The sequence below is a fragment of the Francisella sciaenopsi genome, assembly GCF_045862875.1.
Classification (GTDB): Bacteria; Pseudomonadota; Gammaproteobacteria; order Francisellales; family Francisellaceae; genus Francisella; species Francisella sciaenopsi.
In genome coordinates this window covers 107940-129185 of sequence record NZ_BTHG01000003.1, presented here as the reverse complement: position 1 = coordinate 129185, position 21246 = coordinate 107940, and the positions used below count along the sequence as shown (strand labels likewise).

Here is a 21246-nt window from a genome sequence, read left to right as displayed (position 1 = left end):
AGAAAAATAAAACTGACTAAACTACTGGAGTAAATAGATATTATAAATTTACACAATATACAGAATGATATAAATAGAATTAACCTTTTTTGATTTCAGCAATCTTAGCTTTCCAAAGCTTAGGACCTTGCTGATGCGCTGAAACACCAAGAGAGTCTACAGCAACAGTTACTGGCATATCCTCTACTTCAAACTCATAGATAGCTTCCATACCAAGATCTTCAAAAGCAACAACCTCCGCTTTCTTGATTGATTTAGAGATTAGGTAAGCAGCCCCACCAACTCCCATAAAATAAACAGCCTTGTTTTTCGCAATAGAGTCAATAGTAGCCTGACCTCTTTCTGATTTACCAATCATACCGGCAATACCAGCTTTTTCTAACATAAATGGTGTAAATTTATCCATACGCGTAGCTGTAGTAGGACCAGCAGGACCAACCACCTCATCACCAACTGGATCAACTGGACCTACATAATAGATAAATCTACCTTTAAGATCTACAGGGAACTCTTCACCCGCATTATACATATCCTGTAAACGCTTATGTGCTGCATCACGACCAGTCAAGATCTTACCTGTCAATAAAACATTATCGCCAGATCTAAGAGCTTCGATTTCATCTTTAGTAACTGTATCAAGATTGATTTTCTTAACATCATCATTTTGTGCTTGCTCGATTACTGGCCAATCTTCGATCTTAGGTGCTGGCAAATCAACAGCTCCAAAACCATCTAATGTGAAATGCACATGACGAGTAGCCGCACAATTAGGAATAAGAGCTACAGGCTTACATGCTGCGTGAGTTGGGTATTCATTAATCTTAACATCAAGTACAGTTGTCAAACCACCAAGACCTTGAGCACCTATACCAAGATCATTGACACGATTATAAATATCTAATCTTAGTTGCTCAGTCTCATTTTGAGGACCATTTTTGATGATATCTTGCATATTAATCTCATCACCTAGAGACTCTTTTGCAAGAAGCATAGCTTTCTCAGCTGTACCACCAATTCCAATACCAATAATTCCTGGAGGACACCAACCTGCTCCCATTTGTGGAAGCATCTCTTCTACCCAATCGATAATGCTATCACTAGGATTAAGCACTTTAAATTTTGACTTAAACTCAGATCCGCCACCTTTTGCAGCGATATCAATCTCAATCTTATCACCATGGACCAAGTCAATGTGTACAATTGCTGGCGTATTATCTTTTGTGTTTTTTCTAGCCCCATGAGGTGGGAAAACCATAGAAGCTCTCAAAGGGTTATGTGGATCATTATAACCACGACGCACACCTTCATTAACAAGCTCTGTAATTGTTCTATCAGTTTTATCAAGCTTAGCATCCATACCAACTTTTACGAACGCACACACCATACCTGTATCTTGACAGATTGGACGCTTACCCATAGCAGACATTCTTGAATTAATAAGAATCTGTGCCATCGCGTCTTTTGCTGGCTTTGACTCCTCACGTTGGTACGCTTCATACATTGCATCAATAAAATCTTTCGGGTGATAATATGAAATATACTGCAATGCTTCTGCAACACTATTTATTAGATCTTCTGTCTTGATAACAGCCATTAGCTAATCCTCTTGTTTTTAAATACAATATTCATCCTTATTATACCAATATTAGCGAATATTTTTTAAGTTTATAATCTTATTATATCCATTTGCTATAGTTCTTAAAGCAACCAAGCAAGCCTCAAATATTTATGATTAACACATATGAGAAACTACTTACACAAAAAAACACCAAGCCAACGATAACTCCATTAATAACTTTATCTTTTTTAGATTTAAGTGTTCCTTTCCTAACACTATGCTTATACAGAGCCCTAACAACTACAACAGTAACTATCAAACCAATTAAAATTGCAACCACACTAGCCAATAACATAATAATTACACATCCACGTAATTTACTCTTTGCTTAAACCACTTATCCACCAATTTCTTTTTTAGATGTGGATATTCACTTTCCACTATAGCTGTAGCACTAGATATTCTATCATAATTATCATAATACTCATTTATATCAAAAGTCTTAAATGTTGAGACCCCTGATTGCTCTTTGCCTAAAATATCCCCCGCTCCGCGTATCTCGAGATCTTTCTCAGCCAAATAAAAACCATCTTGCGACTCTCTTACAAGCGATAGTCTCTTCTTGCCAACTTCGCTTATCCTATCACTATAAAGCAGTATACAATAACTCTCCTTTGCCCCTCTACCAACTCTTCCTCTTAGCTGATGAAGCTGAGATATACCCAATCTTTCGGCATTATCAATAATCATAATACTTGCATTTGGCACATCTACTCCAACCTCAATCACTGTAGTAGCAACTAATACCGAGTATTTTTTGGCTTTAAAATCATTCATCTCTTGTATTTTATCTTTTGACTTCATACTGCCATATACAAGACCTACATTTTCCTGTCCTAAAGCTTCTGCTAGTTCTTTATGTAAAGTTTTAACATCTTGCAAAAAGTCCATATTTTCAGACTCTTCAACCAAAGGACAAACCCAATATACTTGTTCACCACGAGATACTGCTTCTTTAACTTTACCTATCAAACTTTGTTTTTTAGCCCTATTTAAAACTGTTGTTACTATAGGTTTACGATTAGGTGGTAACTCATCAAGTATTGATAATTGCAAATTCCCATATAGAGTCATTGCTAGAGTCCTAGGAATAGGTGTGGCTGAAATTATTAGCTGATGAGGTGCCAAATTCTTATCATTTAGAGATGATTTATTAATTAAAGCTAAACGCTGCTCAACACCGAACCTATGTTGCTCATCGACAACAACCAAACCCAAATTACAATACTCAACACGCTCTTGAAACACAGCATGAGTTCCGACAATAACACAATCTTTTTTAGATTTAATAACTTCTAAACTTTTTCTAGTTTGCTTTGCAGTTAATTTACCTAATAGTGGCACAACCTCAATATCGAAATCTGCCATATATGATGCAAAAAAACTATAATGTTGCTCAGCCAAAATCTCTGTAGGTGCCATCACAACTGCTTGATATCCAGACTTAACCGCAATATATACAGCCATAGCAGCCACAATTGTTTTACCCGCTCCAACATCACCTTGCAGAAGCCTTATCATAGCATTTGATTGACTTATATCCGCTAAAATCTCTGTGATTGTACGTTGCTGAGCCTGAGTCAATTGATACGGTAGCTTTTTATAAAATTCATTTTGCTGAGACTTTTCTAAAGACAATCTTGGAGCACTACTATTTGTTATGCTTTTACGAATACTCTCCTCAGCAAGTTTGTAGGCAAGCATTTCTTCAAACTTTATAGAAGATCTAGCAATATTTATAAGTTTGTTATCTATAGAATCTGTAAGAGCATGGACATAATACAGGGCATCATTAAAACTCATCAAACCAAATCCACGCAATAGCTGTCTTGGTAAGATATCTGCAACACTTTTATTCTTAATGCAAGATAAAACTATTCTAGACACTAATTTATCAGAGACCTTTTTCAAGCGATAAACTGGTGAAAATTCTTTTTTGATAGCACACTCACCATCTTTTATAACCGCCCATTCTGGATGAACCATTTGTGGATTCAAAGATAAATCGACTTTGCCATAACAGCGCACATATTCAGCATTTTCAAGCGCAACTATTTGATTAGGGTAAAATTCAAACATCACAATAGTGCAAATTCCAGTCTCATCATTTACTATAAAGCGTAAAAATTTCTTACCAAACTTCTTGTATGTTAAATTGGTTACTCTACCCTCGACAAGATACTTCTTATCTGCCACCAAAGAATTTATTGAGCTTACAAAACGAGTATCTTTGTACTCTTTAGGGAAAATTGTCAAAAGGTCATCCGGATTATACAGATTATATTTAGCTAGCGCTTTAATAGTTGCCTCACCGACACCTTTGACTTCATTAAATTGCATAAACTTTTAAACCAGAAAGTCGACTGAATTGAATTTTAACATCTCAAAAGTCAAATTAACAATTCAATTGCTAATACAATCATTTATTGTTAAATTTGAATAATCTATTTATAACTAAAAGCATAAATATTATGAAACAAAAAGTTTTTATTGCGATTTCAATTGCATTAATTTTAGGATTAACAGCCTGTGGTCAGACTGGTGCTTTATACTTACCAGATGAAAAAAATGTAAGCTCCGGTTCTACGATTGCTACTTCAGGCTCTAGCATGATGAATAAATCCAAACAACAAAACTCATCATCAAACAATGCAAATGACAAAATAGATTATGACCCGAGCACTCCATCAAGATACATTAACCCAACTACTGCTCAAGCCTATGAAGGAGAAGGCAACTTTAATTACAATAGTAATATTTTAGACTCGGAGCAAGCCGGTGGAACTCCTATAGTATAACCTCAAAAGCTATTATGCGTAGATAAAACAATAAAACTTATTCATATTACTGGTTTACTTTTTAGACAAAAAATAATAAAATCTTCGAGATATTGTATAAAAATAATAAATAAATTTGCCCAGGGAGGGTTTCTAGATGTCTAAAGTTTGTATAGTTACAGGTAAAAGACCTGCTACTGGTAATAATGTTTCTCACGCACAAAACAAAACAAGAAGAAGGTTTTTACCTAATCTTCATACTCATAGATTTTGGGTTGAAAGTGAAAATAAATATATCAAACTAAAAGTTAGCTCAAAAGGTATGAGAATTATTGATAAAAAAGGTATCGATGCTGTTCTTAGTGATCTTAGAGCTCAAGGCCACAAAATTTAATCAAAGTTTTTTATAAAAAGGAATAAAAAAATGAGAGAAAAAATTAGATTAGTTTCTTCTGCTAAAACTGGACACTTCTATACTACTACTAAAAACAAAAGAGAAATGCCAAACAAGATGGAAATCAAAAAATTTGATCCTGTTGTTCGTAAGCACGTAATGTATAAAGAAGCTAAAATCAAATAAGATACATTCTTAAACTTTAAGGCCTTACACATGAAGCAAGCTTTTCATTTTAAAGGTGGTAACTATACTATCAGTGCCATTAACATTAATGTAACTGAAATTACACAGATTGAGAGTTTACTAAACTCTAAGCTTTCGCAGTCACCCTCTTTTTTCCAAAACACTCCTTTTGCGATTGATATTCGCGATATAGATAAAAGTGAAAAGTGCACTATCAACTTCTTAGAAAAAGTTATTGAATCATTCAAAGCTAACGGTATGGTTCCTATAGGTTTTGTAGTTGATAATAAAGAAATAAAAACTCAACTAGCTAAAGCTGGGCATAACATACTTAAAGGCGGGAAAGCTAAAGATGCAAACGCCGAGGATGAAAAACAATCTTATTCAACAAAAATAATCACTTCTCCTGTTCGTACTGGTCAATCGATCAATGCTCGTGATGCTGACGTAATTGTTACTGCAAATGTTAACAATGGTGCCGAAATCATTGCTGATGGTAGCATCATTGTATATGGTAGAGTTGGTGGTAGAGTAATTGCTGGTAGCTCAGGGAATAAAGATGCTAAAATAGTATGTAAGGACTTAAAAGCAGAGTTAGTATCTATTGCAGGTAAATATGTTACACTTAATAATGAAAGTATACCTGTTGACAGTTCTAAAACTGATGGATATATAGTGTACTTACAAGATGACAAAATCCATATAGAAGGTTTTTAAAATTTTTAATAAGAGGCTTAAGCTAAAATGAGTGAAAAAAAGCAAGGTAAGGTTTTCGTAGTTACTTCAGGTAAAGGCGGTGTTGGCAAAACAACTTCGAGTGCAGCTATTGCATATGCTTTTGCAAAAAGAAACCTTAAAACAGTTGTTATTGATTTCGACGTTGGTTTAAGAAACCTCGACCTTATTATGGGTTGTGAAAGAAGAGTCGTTTATGACTTGATAAATGTTGTAAGAGAAGAAGCCACTATAAATCAGGCTATTATTAAAGATAAAAGAATAGATAATCTTTATCTTATTCCTGCCTCCCAAACTAGAGATAAAGATGCTTTGACAGAAGAAGGGGTTGATAAACTTATTGAAGAATTAAAAAATTCTTTTGATATCATTATATGCGACTCTCCTGCTGGTATTGAGAAAGGTTCTCTAATGGCTATGAGATGCGCTGATGCGGCAATCATAGTAACCAATCCTGAAGTTTCATCTGTAAGAGACTCTGATAGAATATTAGGAATGTTATCAAGTAAAACTCTGAAGGCTCAAAAAGAAGGCGAATTTAAAGAAATCCATTTACTTCTTAATAGATATGATTCAGCTAGAGCAAAGGCAGGAGCTATGCTAAAAGCTGAGGATGTTAGCGAAATATTATATACACCCATCGTAGGAATAATTCCTGAATCTAAAGATATTCTTGAAGCTTCAAACAGTGGGCATCCAATTACTCATCTTAATGATACCATAGCTGCCAAAGCATTCTTTGATGCTGTTGATAGAATTCTTGGTAAAGAGATTCCAATGAGATACACTGAGCAAAAAACTGGCTTCTTTAAAAAATTAATAGGTAAATCGTAATATGTTGGCTAAACTTTTTGGATTAGGTAAAAAACAACAAAGTGCTTCTTTAGCAAAAGAAAGGCTTCAAATCATTGTTGCTCATCAAAGAAATGAACTACATCCAAGATCTTCAAAAATCAGTAGTCACTTACTTGCTGAACTTAAAGATGAAATCATTGAAGTTGTTAAGAAATATGTTGCTTTATCTGAAGATAATATTCGTGATATTGATATAAAAGTTGAAGATAGTAGCAAAAATTCAATAATTGAAGTTAATATCCCATTCAATTAATTATCATTTATAATAATGAACAACATTGAATTCAAAAATGTCTCCTTCTACAGAGGTGAACGCTGTATCTATAATGATATCACATTCTCGATCCCCACAGATAAAATAACAACTGTTCTGGGTCCATCAGGAGCTGGCAAAACTACCATATTGCAACTTATTGCTGGATTAATTAAACCTGATCTTGGCGAGATACATATCGCTAATAACATCATTAAAAAAAATACCAAAGAAAAGCAGCTTGCTCAACTACGTAAGAAGATGGGCTTTCTTTTTCAATCTGGTGCACTTTTTACTCATCTAAGTGTATATGATAACATCGCATTTCCTTTACGAAAAAATACCAACCTAAGCGAAGAATTGATTAGAAATATCGTTTTACTCAAACTCCAAGCAGTTAGATTAGCTCATACTATTGATATGATGCCCAGTGAACTATCTGGAGGAATGGCACGCAGAGTCGCATTAGCAAGATCCATAGCGATGGATCCAGATATTATGATGTATGATGAGCCATTTACAGGTCAAGATCCCGCTTCTTTTAACAAGTTGTTAGAGCTTATTTCAACACTAAATGAATCATTAGGAATGACTTCTTTAATTGTCTCACATGATATACAAGAATCATTGAGCATTTCTGATCACATTATCATAGTCGGCAACAAAAAAGTCATAGCCAGCGATACTCCTGAAAATATAAAGAATAGTAAAGATAAACAAATACAAGATTTTTTGGCTGGTAGGCCTCTAGAGAATAACAGTAAAAACTCTGTAGATAAAAACTTCTTTTATAAAGAAATTTTGAGGTAATTATGTCAGTTTTTAATAATATATATAAACTTACAATTTCACTGATATATAGTTTTTTAAAATCTATTGATCTTGTGTTAAGAATAGTTTTTAGTAAATTAAGCATAAGAGATTGCATAACTCAGATAAAAGCAGTTGGCGTTAACTCTGTTATTATCATAGTGACATCTGGGATTTTTATAGGATTAGTATTAAGCCTACAAGGTTATTACACATTGTCAAAATTTGGAGCTCACTCGCTACTAGGTGTGATGGTTGCATTAAGTGTTCTAAGAGAACTGGGGCCTGTAGTTACAGCAATGCTTTTTGCTGGACGCGCTTGCAGCTCAATCACATCTGAAATAGGGCTAATGAAGGCTACAGATCAAATTAATAGCCTAAAGGTTATGAATGTTAATCCAATTAGCTTTATATTATCTACAAGATTCTGGGCATGTGTAATTAGTGGACCAATCTTAGCTCTTATCTTTGCAACAGTTGCAATACTTGCTGGGTTTGTACTCGCAGAAGCTGGGTTAGGGATAAGTTATGGAGAGTTCTGGAGTAATATCCAATCATCTGTCACAATCTCAGATATTACAAATGGCATTATTAAAAGTTTGGTTTTTGCATTCATAACTGCATGGATAGCATTATACCAAGGTTATTATTGTACTGCTGATTCAAACGGTATAGCTAAAGCTACTACAAAGACAGTCGTGTATTGCTGTATGAGTGTCTTAGGTGCAGATTTAATTTTAACATCAATCATGTTTGGGGGAATTTAATGAGGAATAAGCATTTTGAAACCTCTGTAGGGATTTTTATCATTATAGGCGTTTTATGCCTTATATTTTTAACATTCAAAGTAAGTGGAACCTCTTTTAAGTCCTTTGGGTCAAATGAATATACAATTGAAGCAGATTTTAAGAACGTAGGATCTCTACGCACAAATGCTTCTGTAAAAATTGCTGGTGTAGAAGTAGGTAGAGTGACAAAAATTTCATTAGAAAAAACCTATAATGGCTTTATGGCAGCAGTCTCTATAGCAATAAATAGCGATAAGAAAATTCCTGCTAACTACTCTGCTGCAATAGCAATGTCAGGCATTTTAGGAGATAATTATGTTGCACTAACTCCACCTAGTGAAGATATAATGTCTATAGCGGGTATTGGTGATACTGAGAGCAACTCCGAGCAAGATAAGTATCTACACCAAGGTAGCGTGATAGAGCTAGAAAATACACAATCTGCTTTAGATCTAGGATCATTAATAAATACCTTTGTCGCAGGAAAGGATGACGACAAAGGTAAGTGATAAGATTTGCTACTTTTAAATATATTATTTTTGTATTAAAATCTATGCTCGTAAATTAAATCTAGGAAAACTGAATATGCTACGTAAAATTTCAATTTTATTTATAATTATGGTATTAACTATATCAAGTGCTTGGGCTATAGAAAATCCAGTTGATATGCTCAACAGAACTATAGTACAAACTCAAGATAAGCTAATCAAAAATGCTGATGAATACAAACAAGACCCATATAAATTATTGCGTCTTGTTGATGCAGAAATTATTCCAATAGTTGCACCTAAAGTGATTGCACAACTTGTAGTTGGTACTCCAAAATGGAAACAAGCGACTCCAGAGGAACAAAAACAATTTATACGTTCGGCAACTGAAATGTTAGCATTTATGTATGCTAAAAATGTTGCCTACGCTGGAAAATATAGATTGACATTATTCCCATTCAATAAGGATGATAATAGCTGGGAGAAAAAACCTATAGTTGTTGTAAATGGTAAAATTACTAACATTGATAACAATCAAAGCTCAGACTTTGCAGTGAAAATGTTCCAAAAAGATAATCAATGGCATATATATGACTTTGATGTTGCTGGTGTAAGTATTCTAAGAACATATCAACAACAATTTGCAGCCTACAAAACTGTTCCAGAGATGACAGAAGCTGCTCAAAAAGTTACTCAAAAAATCAAAGAAAAAACATATCCGAAACTTTTAGATAAGAACTATAATCTTCAAAGTATAGAATGATAAAGATAAATAATAATAAATGGATTATAGAATCAGAACTGACACTAAAAACAGTTTCTCAACTCTATAAAACATATAAAAAAGAACTAACTAAGCTAGGTGACATATGGATTATTGATTTTTCAAAATGTAAAAAAATCGATAGCTCAGGTTTATCACTAATAATTGAATATATAAAATGTGCTAAAAAAAATAATATACAACTAAAGCTAGAAAATATTGATCAAAAAACACTTTCTTTAGCGAAGGTTCATGGTGCAAATACTATATTAGAAGAATACATAATTTAGTAATATTGGGAGAAAATATGACAAAAGAACAACTTAAAGATATTTTAGAAAATTCACTAACAAACTGTAACGCCGATATTCAAAGTGATGATAATGTACATTTTTCAGCTACTATAATTGCTGATGATTTTAACGATATGAAAAGCAAAGTTAAAAGACAGCAATTGGTATACTCTAAAATAAACGAGTACATCCTTTCTGGTGAACTTCATGCTATAGCAATGAAAACTATCGCTACTAATGAAGTTAAATAATTACTACACACCATAGCATTGAATCAAAACCAATATTTCTTATACTTGAGTCATTCTTTAAATCATACAAAAATATAAAATGATCATGAATCGCGCATAGGTGATAATGAACTTATTATTCTAGCAGCTTCCTCAACATCAAACTACTATAAAAATTTAAGACAGAAATAATGTAGTAATTAATACTTATCAGATAACAACTACTCATCAAGATTAAAAACGAATATATCTAGTTCTTTACCTAATATTAAAATCTCGGAGATAATCACTTCATACTGGCTAATACTTATGATAAGGATTTTAGCTCCGCATTTGGTTTGTACGTAAATATACTAGTTACAAAGCACAACATATATCTTACACAATGTCATATAGACAGTGACATTATTGCTATTAGCCAGTTAAGTAAAATCACTTCAAAAAATATAATTCCTATTGATTGCTCTTATATCTGTGAGCTAGGTACGTCGTTAGATGTATAGTCTCTATAACTAAGAAATGAAAATAAAGATAGATTTATAATTTTTTTAAAAGAATGTAACAACTTAGCCTTGTTCAGCAAGAGTTTGTAAAGTAGCTGCTGGAGAATCTGCGTCTCCTGGTAAGTCAGCTTTAGCATCATTAATCTGAGTCTGAAGTTTTTCTGACTCAGTTTCTATAGTGTCATCTTTATCCATATGAGCTAAGTCAAGAGCACTACTATCTTTTGAATAGGTCTGATCAAATGCTTCTTGAACTTGAGTAGCTTTATTAATAGTTCCTATATTACTCTTGAATATTGCTGGAGGTTCTGAAGACTTAGCAGCTGCTGAACCAGTCGTAGCAATTTTGCCTTCTATATTATCATTATCCATTCCTAATACACCAAGTACTGCCATATCTGTCTGAAGTGCTGCATCATCTTTACGTAGTTCTTGCTTAAGCACTTTAGCTATACCATAGTCATAGCTTTGCAAATAAGCATTTCTCATTGCTATATATGGATCTACTGATACCTCTTTCAAATTCGAATAAGAAGGCAAGTATGATACACCTTGGTTTACATAATATGTACCAGTAGTACCAACACTCACACCCCAAGAAATAGCTGGTGCTACAGGTGCGAAGAAAAATATATACGTCAATGGATTAAATAATGCATCTACACCTGTTGTAACGTCTTCTAAAGTACCTGGTCCAATCAAAGGCCATACGACATAAGGAGATGCCTCATTATCATCATATACACCCCACTTATGTAGAGTAACTGCAAACTTCTGGTGATATCTCATTGGCTTATTAAACCAACTATCAGCGACATCAAAATAACCTACAAGCCCTAAAGTCGTATTTGTTAAGAACCTTACACTATCATCACCAGCATAACTTAATTCACCTTGGAATAAATCGTTAACAATTCTCGCAGGCTCTGCTAAGTTTTGGAATATATTAAATATACCACTCTTGAACGAATCTGGAACAGTAGCATCATAAGCATTTGCTGCTGGAGTTAATGTCTCATAAGCTTTATCATTAAAAGCATACATTGATCGATTATAGTTCTCAAAAGGATCACGATTATCTTTAGTTGCTTTCATGCTGGAACAACTACCCAAAGTCATCCCAATAACTGACAATATTAAAATGTTCTTAACATTTGATTTCATTAAAGTTTAGTCTCTTATTTCAGGTTGGCAAAAATATACAAACCCTATTATAGTAAATTAGTATCAAAAACTCTAATAAAAATTTTCTTAGATACTATATCTTTGATATTATTTAAAAAGTATATATCGAATAAAAAATACTAAGCATGAGCAATATAGATAATAATGAAGTTGATAAATTTTCTCGTTTAGCCAGTGATTGGTGGAATCCAAATGGAAAATTAAAAACCCTACACCAAGTAAACCCTTTAAGATTAGAATTTATCAAAAAACATATAGACTTAGATGATAAGAAAATTATTGATATAGGTTGTGGTGGTGGAATTCTAACAGAATCATTAAAAAAACAAACTAATAATACCTATGGATTAGATGCTTCTTCACAAGCTATTAGTGTAGCTAAGGAGCATGCAAAGCTAAGTAATCTTGAGATAGAGTATATAAATTCCACTATTGAAGATTTTGTTACTAACAGTAATACTCAATTTGATGTTGTAACTTGTATGGAAATGTTGGAACATGTTCCAGACCCTGAAAGTATTATTGCTTCTATTTCAAAACTTATCAAAAAAGATGGATTATTCTTTGCATCAACATTAAATAGAAATCTTAAGTCATATTTATTATCTATAGTTGCTGCCGAACACATCTTAAAAATGGTACCTCAGGGAACACACCAATACACTAAATTTATTAAACCTTATGAACTTATAAAAACAGCCGAAAAATATGGTTTTAGTGCCATCGAAATAATCGGTGTACACTATAATCCAATCACTGATAGCTTTAAGCTTGGTAAGGATACCGATGTTAATTATATTGTCGCATTCAAAAAGGTATAAATATGCAATACAACTACTTTAACTATCCTAATGAAAAGCTTCCCCCATATGGATCGGTAGTTTACTTTGCATATCGTAAACTTAGTACAAGAAAACAAGAGATTCTTTATCTCCTTGATCAAATAAAGTCTCAAATAATTTCATGCACCGAGCTATACAATAATATTGAGATTGCTAATGAAAAAATGAATTGGTGGCTAAAAGAAGTAAATAACTTAAATAATGATAAAAGTATTTCATCTCCTCAACTAAAAAAATTAGCTGAAGTTTTTGATGCTAAAACTCTATACAAGCATTTAGCAGATGATATAAGTATATCTATAGATAATAGTAGTGCTACAGAAAGAAATTTTACGTGCCATATATCTAATAATTTCCTAGGTATAGAAACTTTGAAAATGATGTATCTGAATGATTTTGCAGCAACTGATGAATCTTTGATTAAACAAGTTAATATTAATAATGAGATAATAAGACATATTTTCTGTATGCCTAAACATTTTTATAATCAGATCTCGTTTAATAATAAGATCACACCTACTATTTCTAATGAAGATTTTAGAAATATAGCTAATCAATGGTTACAACATTACAAAAAGATAAGCCTGAACAAAAAGCTTAAGCCATTAGAGAAAATCAACAATATCCATTATAAAATGGTAAAAAAATATATTAAGAAAGTTGATAGCCCCTTCAAAGAAACATTACATTTCTCTCCATTAAATTTACTATTTTACTCGATTTAAGGATAAGCAGATGATGCATAGATATAAACTACTTGTATTCTTTTCATACTTACTTAGCATAAATCTAGCAACTGCAGTGCCATCACCTACCCTTACACGGGATCCATAGAACAACCGGACTTCAAGTATGATAAAAATCTAAGCCCCTATGTTAGTAACTATGGTCCACTCTATAATCAACAATATCAACCTATTAAAACAAACTCTTCTCCTTATCAAGTCAACCTTCAAGGTCAAAATAGTCCAGCAGGATTTTATACTGGTATTAGCAAAAACTTTACCTTCTAATTTTTCAGTTTAACAAATAACTCTATTGCTAAATAGCTCGATTAGAGTGTATATTCTAAATTACCTGTGTATTTTTTAAAAATAGGAAAACTTATAATGGGGACGATTAATTCGAAGAAAATATCACTGCTGAGTGCTGTACTTATTGGAGTGACATCCATGGTTGGCTCAGGATGGCTATTTAGTGCCCAGCTTACAGCAAAAGCAGCTGGGAACTGGGCATTTTTGGCATGGGTACTAGCATCAATTGTGATTATGATGGTTGGACTATGTCTAGCAAAAGTTGTTTCGGTCTTCCCGGTAAGAGGAGCTACTACAAGATCTAGCGCCCTTTCTCATAACAGCTTATTCGCAATGCCTTTTGCATTTGCCAACTGGTTTGGTGTTGTAGTTATGATCTCCACAGAGGCGCAAGCAACTACCCAATATTTGGCCGGGCTAAAAAGTTTTAGCTGGTTAATGAATGGTGGTGTTATCTCAACTTATGGGATAATACTATCTTTATTTATCCTTTTTCTTTACCTAATTATTAATTTTTATGGTGTAAAACTCCTATCTAGTGTTAATAATGGTATAACCATATTCAAGATGACTGTGCCCGCGCTTATAGTCGTTATATTTATTGTTTACGCGTTTACACATAGTGGTGAACATCATAGCCTATTATCTCCAGAGATACCTAATAATAACTTTACAGCTTATAATGCTCTTACTGCAATTGTCGCAGGTGGACTTGTGTATACATTCAATGGTTTCCAGATAGTAGTTGCTTATAGTAGTGAAATCAAAAACCCATCTAGAAATGTTCCTATAGCAATAATACTATCGCTAACAATAGTTTTAATACTTTATATTGCTTTACAATATGCCTTTATGGAAGCTGTACCGCATAGCTACCTTATTGAAAAAGGTGGTTGGGCAGGACTAGATTTCGAGTCTCCTTTACTACAAGTTGCAACAATGATAGGACTAGGATATATTGCCGTACTATTAATCATCGATAGTATTGTTAGCCCTTCTGCAACTGGATATAGTTATCTTGGTGCTTCTTCTAGAATGTTATATGCGATGTCTGCTGAAGGTCAAATGCCAAGATTTTTTGCTAAAATAAATCAAAAAGTTAATATTTCGAGAAGATCACTTATTGCTAACTTTATTTTATGTGCAATCTTCTTGATGTTTGCTGATAACTGGGCTGCTTTGATGCTATTTGTCACAGGTTTCAATATTATTGGTTATATGGCAGCCCCTGTTAGTATGGGTGCTATTGCTCCTAAATTAAGAATATTTGGTCTAGTTGTATTTGTACTTTTAACACTCCTATTAAATACTGTTGATATTTTATCTAATATTTATCTCGGCGTGATCCTCGCTGTACTAGTTATTATATTCTGCTTTTTTGAATATAAACGTGTCGGCATCAAAACTCTAATGATACTAGTACTTCCTTTTATAATATTTATATGTGCTACAGCTCCTGTAGAAAACTATATAATTAATGCAATTGCTGGGGCTATATTCTATATTGTAGTTACTGATAAGCGTTATGTGGCATATTGTAAAGAAACTGCTAATAAAGATAATATTGTTGAAGATTAAAATATCTCAATTATTTGACCCAAATCTCTTTTCCTCTAACTTGTTATAATCAAATATTTTAGCTAAACTCTAGATCAAATTGATATTTTGAATAGCTAAAAATGTTAGTAGATAAGCTAATTAACCTTAAAACTGCTACAGATATAGTTAATAATAATAAACACTGCTCTTTTGGTTATGCCATAAAAAATGCTAAAGGACAAGTAATAACTTGTAATCACATGTTCTTAAAGTCGACAGGAGTAGCTAGTCTAAAAGAATTGCAAGGCCTGTCAGATCAAGATATAGAATTGTGGAAAGATGATGTATATGATTATGCTATTGGAGAGAAAATATCAATTGATTCGAAATCGTACTATCTCTCAACCGAGTCACTAGCAAATCAAACAAGTATTGAACCAATAACAATTCTAACAGAGAAAATACCATTTTATGATGAGGATGGTAAAAACTATATTTTGGTCAGAATTAAGATTCTAAAAGATAATGATTTAATTAAATGTAGAATTTATACACTCAACGATGTACCAATAATTGAGTTTAAATATTATTTTGAAACACTTAAATTCACAGCTAAAGAATACCAGACTCTTAAGTATCTAATTGAGCATAATCTAGAATATAATCAAATAGCAAAACTGATGAATTATACACCAAGCTCAATAAAAGCCTGTATTTCAAAGATGTACGATAATCTTAATATATATTCAAAAGATTATAGAAAACTAAATTTTTTACGCTCACTATTAAAGTACATGTTCCTGCCAGAGCTAAATAGAGAAATTTCAAAAATTATAAGATTTTGATAAAATGTGACTGAAAAATTACGAATTATACACATAAATATTTTATAATTGATCTCTCAAGTGCTTATTTCGCCAATAAACAAAAAGCATGAATAATGAGCAAACAAATAAGAATCCACATAAATATAATCCTGCATAAGTCAATGAATCGATACTTATCAAATTCTTCGGCATGACAAATCCTGCTATCATAGCAACTAGGATACCTAAAATACCCATAATACATAAACTATAAAAAATCAGCTCATTGTGTATAATAGTTTTTTTAGCTGTTTTTCTAAGTCGTAACGCTGCTAAAAACATCAAAATATACATAGTCAAATATACTTCTGTATTAAGTGATATTAACACCCAATAAAAAGAATTCATATTATTCACCATAGTTATCATCAATGATAATCCAATAACAACTAACCCTTGTACATATAAAATATTACTAGGAACGCCATAGCTGTTATTAGTAGAAAATCTCTTTGGTAAGTAGCCTCTTTCAGCAGCTTGGCGCAAACTCACAGCAGGACTTAAAGCCCAACTGATAGCCGAGCCAAATGCTCCTAAAACTAAGCCAATACTAATCAAAGGCATTGCAGCTGATAAGCCTAGTCTTTCAAAACCAATCTTAAAAGTCTCAAAAAGACCATTGTATAAACTTATAGAACCAGCTGGAATTAGAAAAGCTATAGTCAAAGCTCCCAAAAACATCATTAATACAATAAATACTACTGCTAAGAAAATTGCTCTAGTAAATGTTTTCTGAGGATCTTTTAGCATCGGAACATATACTGAACATAACTCTATCCCCAAAAAAGAAATAATAACTACCGTTAATGCAGATATATCTTTCAGTGCTGATAGATTAAATGATATCTGGGATATTTTGAGCTCTAGAGGATATCCTTTAACCAACCAAAAACCAAGAAATATAAAAAGTACCAAAACAGGAATTACTACTCCAAGAATCATACATATAAACGATACTACCGCAGATTCTTTGACACCAAAATGATTAACAACCATTATTAACAAATACAAAGTTACCATAATACTAGCAATAGCTAGAGGACTCACGAAACCAAACACAGAACATATAGTGGATGACATAAATAGCAAACTAGCAGGAAACCAGATTACATTACTACTCCATTGTGCCCAAATTGCAAACATACCGGCATTATCACTAATACCCTTTGAACACCACTGAAAGATTCCATTTTGATGTTGATCAGCAAAGTTTGCACTAAGCTCAGCTGAAATAAATGCTACAGGTATAAGAAAAAATACAACACCAATTATAAAAAATAATGGTAAATACTCGCCAAATACAGCTAAAGAAGGCAAATTTCTCACAGAATCTACTGATATAATTATCAAACCTGTTAACATTAATAAAGATAGATTATTTTTCATCAACATTGATCTTTTATGAATTTAAGTCCTATAGTAGAAATAAATAGCAAATTAGTAAAGTCAAATATTGAGTATCTTCGTAATAAAAATCCTCACTCAAAAACAATGTTTATCGTCAAAGCTAATGCTTATGGTGTAGGCATAGAAAACATCTATAAGGTAACTAATGATTTAGTTGATGCTTATGGCATAGCTCGTATAGAAGAGTATTATGTTCTAAAGAATTTGGGCTGTACAAAAGATATAGTTTTCCTAAGTGGCATATATGCAGAATGCTTTAACTTTAAGATACCTAAAAATGTTATTCCTATACTTGGTAATGAATTACTAATCAAAGACTATATAAAATATGAAGATAATAAATCGAAACAAGTTATGCTTGATTTTGATTGTGGTATGGGAAGATTTGGTTTTTATAGAGATGACTTTATAAAACATCTTGATATGCTAAAAAGTTTCGGATTTTCAAACATAATATTATTCTCACATATTCCAACTGGCTATAATGGCTATGATAGATCTAAAAAATATATTGATAAAATTCTTTCGTTAGCTGAAGAAACCAAACTTAAATATACTTTTTCTAACTCACCAGTTTCTCTTTTTGATACTGATTTTCAACAAGAGTATATCCGTTCTAGCTCGGCAGTATTAGGCTATGATCAAGAACCTAAAGAAATCAAGTTTAGTTTATCTCTTAAAGCTTGTATTATCTCTATCAGAGATATCCCCAAAGGAGAATATATAAGCTATGGTAATGAATATTTCTGTAATAAAGATACGACTATAGCTATTTTAAATATTGGCTATGCCGATGGACTAGGTTGTGAAATTCATCATGACTCATATCTACTTATCAATGCTACTAAGTGCTCTATCCTATCAATAAATATGGATTATTTATACGTAGATATATCAGCTATTAAACATCAGCTAAAAATGCTTGATATGATTGAACTATTTGGACCTAATAGCCTAAGCTTAGAACAACATGCCAATATGTACAATATAACTAAAGATGAAGCACTCACCAAGCTTAATGCTCTAAGAGTAAGAAAGGTAGTACGATAAAAGAATGTAAATTCGAAGTTTTATATATTTAAGAAACATTAAATGATAGCTGAATGTTCGGCGTAATATAGATAATTCACTCCAGAGAACAGCCGTAGATTTTTGATTTGAATTATAAAATAATTAGAATTCATTTGTCAATTTTTAACAAGCCCTATCAAATTCTAACATACCCGCACACCGATTACTTAATATATAATTAATCACAACTCAAATAAAAAATATTTGAGCGAAATAAGTAATAATAACTACTTAATAATTACTAAATAATCTTAAAATTTATAAGGATATTGAAAATGAATAATAAGATAAAAGTCTTATCAGCATTTACCTTAACTTTAATGGGATCTTTAGCTTTTGCTAATTGCAAACTAGAAGATGTACAAAAAGGTTGGACAGGTAAAATAACTTTTAGCTGCGATAAAAATACGAATCTAGAGGAAAATCCTATCTCATTTAAATTGAGCAATGGTGTAGAAGTTGGAAGTATCTGGGGTATCGGCAATGCTAGCATGACCCTGTCAAATGGAGGTGTTATATCCATTACTTCTAAACAATGGAGTGGTCAGCCAACTATTGTTACAGCGGGTAGTACTGCAAGCTTCAGCTTCTCTCCAAGCGCTCCTGTATTTAATGTTGAAAGCTTTTCAGTTGGCAATGGTAGTAGTGATGACCCTGTAGATCCTACAGATCCAGAGGATCCTGTTGATCCAGTCGACCCTGTTGACCCTGTAGATCCGATTGATCCTCCAAGTGGAGATTATGAGAGCTATGTTGCTGGTACAAAATATGAAAGTGGTACTATAGTCTCTGCTGATGGTAAATTATACAAATGTAAAACTGGTGTCGCTGCTTGGTGCTCAAGCGCTGCTGGGTGGGCTTATGCTCCAGGCTCTGGTACTGCTTGGGAGACTGCTTGGGATTTATACGATCCTAGCAATCCTGATGAGCCGATTGATCCTACAGATCCTACAGACCCTGATGAGCCAACTTCTGATAAATATGTTACGACTCAAGCTAAACTTGATGCAAAAGAAGCTGAATTAACAAGTGGAACAGTTTTAAGCCAAGTGAAAGAGTCGATTAAAACTAGAGATAACAGCGTGGTTGAAGCTGTAACCGCAGGAAACCAGAATAACCCAGAAAATGTTAAGAGAGTAGAAAGTATAATATCTGCAGAAGATTGGGAGTATATGTTCCCTAAACGTTCACCAGAATATACTTATGATAATTTCTTAAAAGCTGTAGCTAAGTTTCCAGCATTCTGTGGCACCTATACTGACGGTAGAGATTCTGATGCTATTTGCCGTAAATCTCTAGCTACTATGTTTGCTCACTTTACTCAAGAGACAGGTGGACATACTAGTTGGTGGGATGTGCCAGAATGGCGTCAGGCTCTAGTTCATGTACGTGAAATGGGATGGGATGAAACTATGCGTGGTGGTTATAATGGTGAGTGTAATCCAGATGTATGGCAAGGTCAAACTTGGCCATGTGGTAAGTTTGAAAATGGTGATTTCAAATCTTACTTTGGTCGTGGAGCAAAACAATTAAGTTATAACTATAATTATGGACCATTCTCACAAGCAATGTATGGTGATGTAAGAATCCTATTGGATAATCCTGAGATGGTTGCTGATACATGGTTAAATTTAGCATCTGCAGTATTCTTCTTTGTATATCCACAGCCACCGAAACCATCTATGCTACATGTTATTGATGGTACTTGGCAACCAAATGCTGCTGATAAAGCAAATAACTTAACTCCTGGGTTTGGAGTAACTACGCAAATCATTAATGGTGGTGTAGAATGTGGTGGTAGTGTTGAGGTTGCTCAGTCTATAAACCGCATAGATTACTATGGTAATTTTATGAACTATCTTGGCTTAAATATTCCAAGTACTGAAGTTCTGGGCTGTAAGGGTATGAAACAATTTGATGCCAATGGTGCAGGTGCTACACAAATATACTGGGAAAAGGATTCTAGTTGGATAGCAAGCAATCCTAATGGTGAGGCATTTGCTTGTAAACTAGTTGGTTATCAAACACCATACTCAGCATTTACAGAAGGTGATTATACTAAATGTGTTAAAGCTCACTTCCCTAATATTGTTATAGAAGGATAATCTTTTCTTAAATCTCAATCTCCATTGAGATTATCTTCCACTTTTCTTTTAAACCAGGAATATCAATATATTCTTCTATAGTTTTCTCAAATCCTATAGCTTCATAACATTTAATTGCTGAGTTATTAAAATCAAAAACTCTTAAGCTTATGTTTTTTAAGCCAATGGATTTAGCAAATTCTAAAAGTTTTTTGATCATTAACTTGCCAAAACCTTTTGCTCTATATTGCTCATATATTAGTAACCTACCTATAGAAGCTTTTTTGTTCGCCTGATCTAATCTAATTATTTGACAATGTCCAATTGATTTACTCTCATCATTTATAACATTAAAGAGTAAGTTTAATTTATTATCCATAGTTTGTTTTATCTGAAGGTAATCAAGAGGAAATTGATAATTAATACCTCCAAACTGATATAAAAAACGAATATCATACTCCTTCAATTCAGACAAAAGATCAGGTATATTGTTTTCTGTAAATTTTTCTAATTTAATCATATATG

At 32.9% G+C, this 21246-nt stretch carries 24 protein-coding genes; 18 read left to right on the top strand and 6 right to left on the bottom strand.

Annotated features, from left to right (window positions below):
• Positions 1 to 79: 79 nt before the first annotated feature.
• The 3 genes from ACKTR7_RS04795 to ACKTR7_RS04785 form a co-directional block, all read right to left on the bottom strand.
• Positions 80 to 1594 carry a fumarate hydratase gene (locus ACKTR7_RS04795; RefSeq protein ID WP_407877252.1) on the bottom strand — a complete coding sequence of 505 codons (1515 nt, stop codon included), beginning with the start codon at positions 1592 to 1594 and terminating at the stop codon, positions 80 to 82.
• A 124-nt stretch (positions 1595 to 1718) separates the two neighbouring features.
• Complete coding sequence (locus ACKTR7_RS04790; protein WP_407877251.1) at positions 1719 to 1913, bottom strand: hypothetical protein; 195 nt, start codon at positions 1911 to 1913, stop codon at positions 1719 to 1721.
• A gap of 5 nt (positions 1914 to 1918) precedes the next feature.
• Positions 1919 to 3958, bottom strand: a complete 2040-nt coding sequence (locus tag ACKTR7_RS04785) for an ATP-dependent DNA helicase RecG (RefSeq protein ID WP_407877250.1) — start codon at positions 3956 to 3958, stop codon at positions 1919 to 1921.
• Positions 3959 to 4089: 131 nt separating this feature from the next.
• Between ACKTR7_RS04785 and lptM the strand changes: the two genes are divergently transcribed.
• From lptM to ACKTR7_RS04725, 12 genes are all read left to right on the top strand, one after another.
• Positions 4090 to 4416 carry an LPS translocon maturation chaperone LptM gene (lptM, locus tag ACKTR7_RS04780; protein WP_407877249.1) on the top strand — a complete coding sequence of 109 codons (327 nt, stop codon included), beginning with the start codon at positions 4090 to 4092 and terminating at the stop codon, positions 4414 to 4416.
• A gap of 136 nt (positions 4417 to 4552) precedes the next feature.
• Positions 4553 to 4789 (top strand): 50S ribosomal protein L28, encoded by a 237-nt coding sequence (gene rpmB / locus ACKTR7_RS04775; protein ID WP_222830065.1) that lies wholly within the window; start codon positions 4553 to 4555, stop codon positions 4787 to 4789.
• A 30-nt stretch (positions 4790 to 4819) separates the two neighbouring features.
• Positions 4820 to 4975 (top strand): 50S ribosomal protein L33, encoded by a 156-nt coding sequence (gene rpmG, locus ACKTR7_RS04770; RefSeq protein WP_004286519.1) that lies wholly within the window; start codon positions 4820 to 4822, stop codon positions 4973 to 4975.
• Between the two features lie 30 nt (positions 4976 to 5005).
• Positions 5006 to 5692, top strand: a complete 687-nt coding sequence (minC, locus tag ACKTR7_RS04765; RefSeq protein WP_222830066.1) for a septum site-determining protein MinC — start codon at positions 5006 to 5008, stop codon at positions 5690 to 5692.
• A gap of 27 nt (positions 5693 to 5719) precedes the next feature.
• Positions 5720 to 6544, top strand: a complete 825-nt coding sequence (minD, locus tag ACKTR7_RS04760) for a septum site-determining protein MinD (protein WP_407877248.1) — start codon at positions 5720 to 5722, stop codon at positions 6542 to 6544.
• Between the two features lies 1 nt (position 6545).
• Complete coding sequence (gene minE, locus ACKTR7_RS04755; protein ID WP_004286522.1) at positions 6546 to 6818, top strand: cell division topological specificity factor MinE; 273 nt, start codon at positions 6546 to 6548, stop codon at positions 6816 to 6818.
• Between the two features lie 15 nt (positions 6819 to 6833).
• A complete protein-coding gene (locus ACKTR7_RS04750; protein WP_407877247.1) occupies positions 6834 to 7628 on the top strand; it encodes an ABC transporter ATP-binding protein in 795 nt (264 codons plus the stop codon).
• 2 nt (positions 7629 to 7630) lie between these two features.
• Positions 7631 to 8395 (top strand): MlaE family lipid ABC transporter permease subunit, encoded by a 765-nt coding sequence (locus ACKTR7_RS04745; protein WP_407877246.1) that lies wholly within the window; start codon positions 7631 to 7633, stop codon positions 8393 to 8395.
• Positions 8395 to 8925 carry an outer membrane lipid asymmetry maintenance protein MlaD gene (mlaD, locus tag ACKTR7_RS04740; protein WP_407877245.1) on the top strand — a complete coding sequence of 177 codons (531 nt, stop codon included), beginning with the start codon at positions 8395 to 8397 and terminating at the stop codon, positions 8923 to 8925. Before ACKTR7_RS04745 ends, mlaD begins: the two co-directional genes overlap by 1 nt.
• 76 nt (positions 8926 to 9001) lie before the next feature.
• On the top strand, positions 9002 to 9667 hold the full coding sequence (locus ACKTR7_RS04735; RefSeq protein WP_044525604.1) for an MlaC/ttg2D family ABC transporter substrate-binding protein: 666 nt from the start codon (positions 9002 to 9004) through the stop codon (positions 9665 to 9667).
• A complete protein-coding gene (locus tag ACKTR7_RS04730; RefSeq protein ID WP_222830069.1) occupies positions 9664 to 9957 on the top strand; it encodes an STAS domain-containing protein in 294 nt (97 codons plus the stop codon). The genes ACKTR7_RS04735 and ACKTR7_RS04730 overlap by 4 nt, the downstream gene beginning before the upstream one ends.
• A 17-nt stretch (positions 9958 to 9974) precedes the next feature.
• Entirely contained in the window at positions 9975 to 10211 is a 237-nt protein-coding gene (locus tag ACKTR7_RS04725; RefSeq protein ID WP_407877244.1) for a BolA/IbaG family iron-sulfur metabolism protein, read from the top strand.
• A 545-nt stretch (positions 10212 to 10756) separates the two neighbouring features.
• On the opposite strand, the gene ACKTR7_RS04720 is transcribed toward ACKTR7_RS04725, so the two are convergent.
• Positions 10757 to 11857: an MlaA family lipoprotein gene (locus ACKTR7_RS04720; protein ID WP_407877243.1), complete on the bottom strand. Its 1101-nt coding sequence runs from the start codon at positions 11855 to 11857 to the stop codon at positions 10757 to 10759.
• Between the two features lie 146 nt (positions 11858 to 12003).
• On the opposite strand from ACKTR7_RS04720, the gene ubiG reads away from it, so the two are divergent.
• From ubiG to ACKTR7_RS04700, 4 genes are all read left to right on the top strand, one after another.
• Positions 12004 to 12699: a bifunctional 2-polyprenyl-6-hydroxyphenol methylase/3-demethylubiquinol 3-O-methyltransferase UbiG gene (gene ubiG / locus ACKTR7_RS04715; protein ID WP_407877242.1), complete on the top strand. Its 696-nt coding sequence runs from the start codon at positions 12004 to 12006 to the stop codon at positions 12697 to 12699.
• Between the two features lie 2 nt (positions 12700 to 12701).
• On the top strand, positions 12702 to 13445 hold the full coding sequence (locus tag ACKTR7_RS04710) for a hypothetical protein (RefSeq protein ID WP_407877241.1): 744 nt from the start codon (positions 12702 to 12704) through the stop codon (positions 13443 to 13445).
• Between the two features lie 384 nt (positions 13446 to 13829).
• Positions 13830 to 15332 carry an APC family permease gene (locus tag ACKTR7_RS04705; RefSeq protein WP_407877240.1) on the top strand — a complete coding sequence of 501 codons (1503 nt, stop codon included), beginning with the start codon at positions 13830 to 13832 and terminating at the stop codon, positions 15330 to 15332.
• A 101-nt stretch (positions 15333 to 15433) separates the two neighbouring features.
• On the top strand, positions 15434 to 16138 hold the full coding sequence (locus ACKTR7_RS04700; protein WP_407877238.1) for a hypothetical protein: 705 nt from the start codon (positions 15434 to 15436) through the stop codon (positions 16136 to 16138).
• A 42-nt stretch (positions 16139 to 16180) separates the two neighbouring features.
• Here the strand turns inward: ACKTR7_RS04700 and ACKTR7_RS04695 are convergent, their stop codons facing one another.
• Positions 16181 to 17545: an APC family permease gene (locus ACKTR7_RS04695; RefSeq protein WP_369850790.1), complete on the bottom strand. Its 1365-nt coding sequence runs from the start codon at positions 17543 to 17545 to the stop codon at positions 16181 to 16183.
• A gap of 15 nt (positions 17546 to 17560) precedes the next feature.
• Between ACKTR7_RS04695 and alr the strand changes: the two genes are divergently transcribed.
• Together alr and ACKTR7_RS04685 are read left to right on the top strand one after the other, a co-directional pair.
• A complete protein-coding gene (alr, locus tag ACKTR7_RS04690) occupies positions 17561 to 18616 on the top strand; it encodes an alanine racemase (protein WP_407877237.1) in 1056 nt (351 codons plus the stop codon).
• A 296-nt stretch (positions 18617 to 18912) separates the two neighbouring features.
• On the top strand, positions 18913 to 20742 hold the full coding sequence (locus ACKTR7_RS04685) for a chitinase (RefSeq protein ID WP_407877236.1): 1830 nt from the start codon (positions 18913 to 18915) through the stop codon (positions 20740 to 20742).
• A 7-nt stretch (positions 20743 to 20749) separates the two neighbouring features.
• Here ACKTR7_RS04685 and ACKTR7_RS04680 read toward each other — a convergent pair whose 3' ends face one another.
• On the bottom strand, positions 20750 to 21241 hold the full coding sequence (locus tag ACKTR7_RS04680; protein WP_407877235.1) for a GNAT family N-acetyltransferase: 492 nt from the start codon (positions 21239 to 21241) through the stop codon (positions 20750 to 20752).
• Positions 21242 to 21246: the final 5 nt, after the last annotated feature.

What these genes read in the sequence shown, in the direction of transcription:
- ACKTR7_RS04795 (WP_407877252.1), bottom strand. Translation starts at nt 1,594, where the DNA reads ATGGCTGTTATCAAGACAGAAGATCTAATAAATAGTGTTGCAGAAGCA.
- ACKTR7_RS04790 (WP_407877251.1), bottom strand. Translation starts at nt 1,913, where the DNA reads ATGTTATTGGCTAGTGTGGTTGCAATTTTAATTGGTTTGATAGTTACT.
- ACKTR7_RS04785 (WP_407877250.1), bottom strand. Translation starts at nt 3,958, where the DNA reads ATGCAATTTAATGAAGTCAAAGGTGTCGGTGAGGCAACTATTAAAGCG.
- lptM (WP_407877249.1), top strand. Translation starts at nt 4,090, where the DNA reads ATGAAACAAAAAGTTTTTATTGCGATTTCAATTGCATTAATTTTAGGA.
- rpmB (WP_222830065.1), top strand. Translation starts at nt 4,553, where the DNA reads ATGTCTAAAGTTTGTATAGTTACAGGTAAAAGACCTGCTACTGGTAAT.
- rpmG (WP_004286519.1), top strand. Translation starts at nt 4,820, where the DNA reads ATGAGAGAAAAAATTAGATTAGTTTCTTCTGCTAAAACTGGACACTTC.
- minC (WP_222830066.1), top strand. Translation starts at nt 5,006, where the DNA reads ATGAAGCAAGCTTTTCATTTTAAAGGTGGTAACTATACTATCAGTGCC.
- minD (WP_407877248.1), top strand. Translation starts at nt 5,720, where the DNA reads ATGAGTGAAAAAAAGCAAGGTAAGGTTTTCGTAGTTACTTCAGGTAAA.
- minE (WP_004286522.1), top strand. Translation starts at nt 6,546, where the DNA reads ATGTTGGCTAAACTTTTTGGATTAGGTAAAAAACAACAAAGTGCTTCT.
- ACKTR7_RS04750 (WP_407877247.1), top strand. Translation starts at nt 6,834, where the DNA reads ATGAACAACATTGAATTCAAAAATGTCTCCTTCTACAGAGGTGAACGC.
- ACKTR7_RS04745 (WP_407877246.1), top strand. Translation starts at nt 7,631, where the DNA reads ATGTCAGTTTTTAATAATATATATAAACTTACAATTTCACTGATATAT.
- mlaD (WP_407877245.1), top strand. Translation starts at nt 8,395, where the DNA reads ATGAGGAATAAGCATTTTGAAACCTCTGTAGGGATTTTTATCATTATA.
- ACKTR7_RS04735 (WP_044525604.1), top strand. Translation starts at nt 9,002, where the DNA reads ATGCTACGTAAAATTTCAATTTTATTTATAATTATGGTATTAACTATA.
- ACKTR7_RS04730 (WP_222830069.1), top strand. Translation starts at nt 9,664, where the DNA reads ATGATAAAGATAAATAATAATAAATGGATTATAGAATCAGAACTGACA.
- ACKTR7_RS04725 (WP_407877244.1), top strand. Translation starts at nt 9,975, where the DNA reads ATGACAAAAGAACAACTTAAAGATATTTTAGAAAATTCACTAACAAAC.
- ACKTR7_RS04720 (WP_407877243.1), bottom strand. Translation starts at nt 11,857, where the DNA reads ATGAAATCAAATGTTAAGAACATTTTAATATTGTCAGTTATTGGGATG.
- ubiG (WP_407877242.1), top strand. Translation starts at nt 12,004, where the DNA reads ATGAGCAATATAGATAATAATGAAGTTGATAAATTTTCTCGTTTAGCC.
- ACKTR7_RS04710 (WP_407877241.1), top strand. Translation starts at nt 12,702, where the DNA reads ATGCAATACAACTACTTTAACTATCCTAATGAAAAGCTTCCCCCATAT.
- ACKTR7_RS04705 (WP_407877240.1), top strand. Translation starts at nt 13,830, where the DNA reads ATGGGGACGATTAATTCGAAGAAAATATCACTGCTGAGTGCTGTACTT.
- ACKTR7_RS04700 (WP_407877238.1), top strand. Translation starts at nt 15,434, where the DNA reads ATGTTAGTAGATAAGCTAATTAACCTTAAAACTGCTACAGATATAGTT.
- ACKTR7_RS04695 (WP_369850790.1), bottom strand. Translation starts at nt 17,545, where the DNA reads ATGAAAAATAATCTATCTTTATTAATGTTAACAGGTTTGATAATTATA.
- alr (WP_407877237.1), top strand. Translation starts at nt 17,561, where the DNA reads ATGAATTTAAGTCCTATAGTAGAAATAAATAGCAAATTAGTAAAGTCA.
- ACKTR7_RS04685 (WP_407877236.1), top strand. Translation starts at nt 18,913, where the DNA reads ATGAATAATAAGATAAAAGTCTTATCAGCATTTACCTTAACTTTAATG.
- ACKTR7_RS04680 (WP_407877235.1), bottom strand. Translation starts at nt 21,241, where the DNA reads ATGATTAAATTAGAAAAATTTACAGAAAACAATATACCTGATCTTTTG.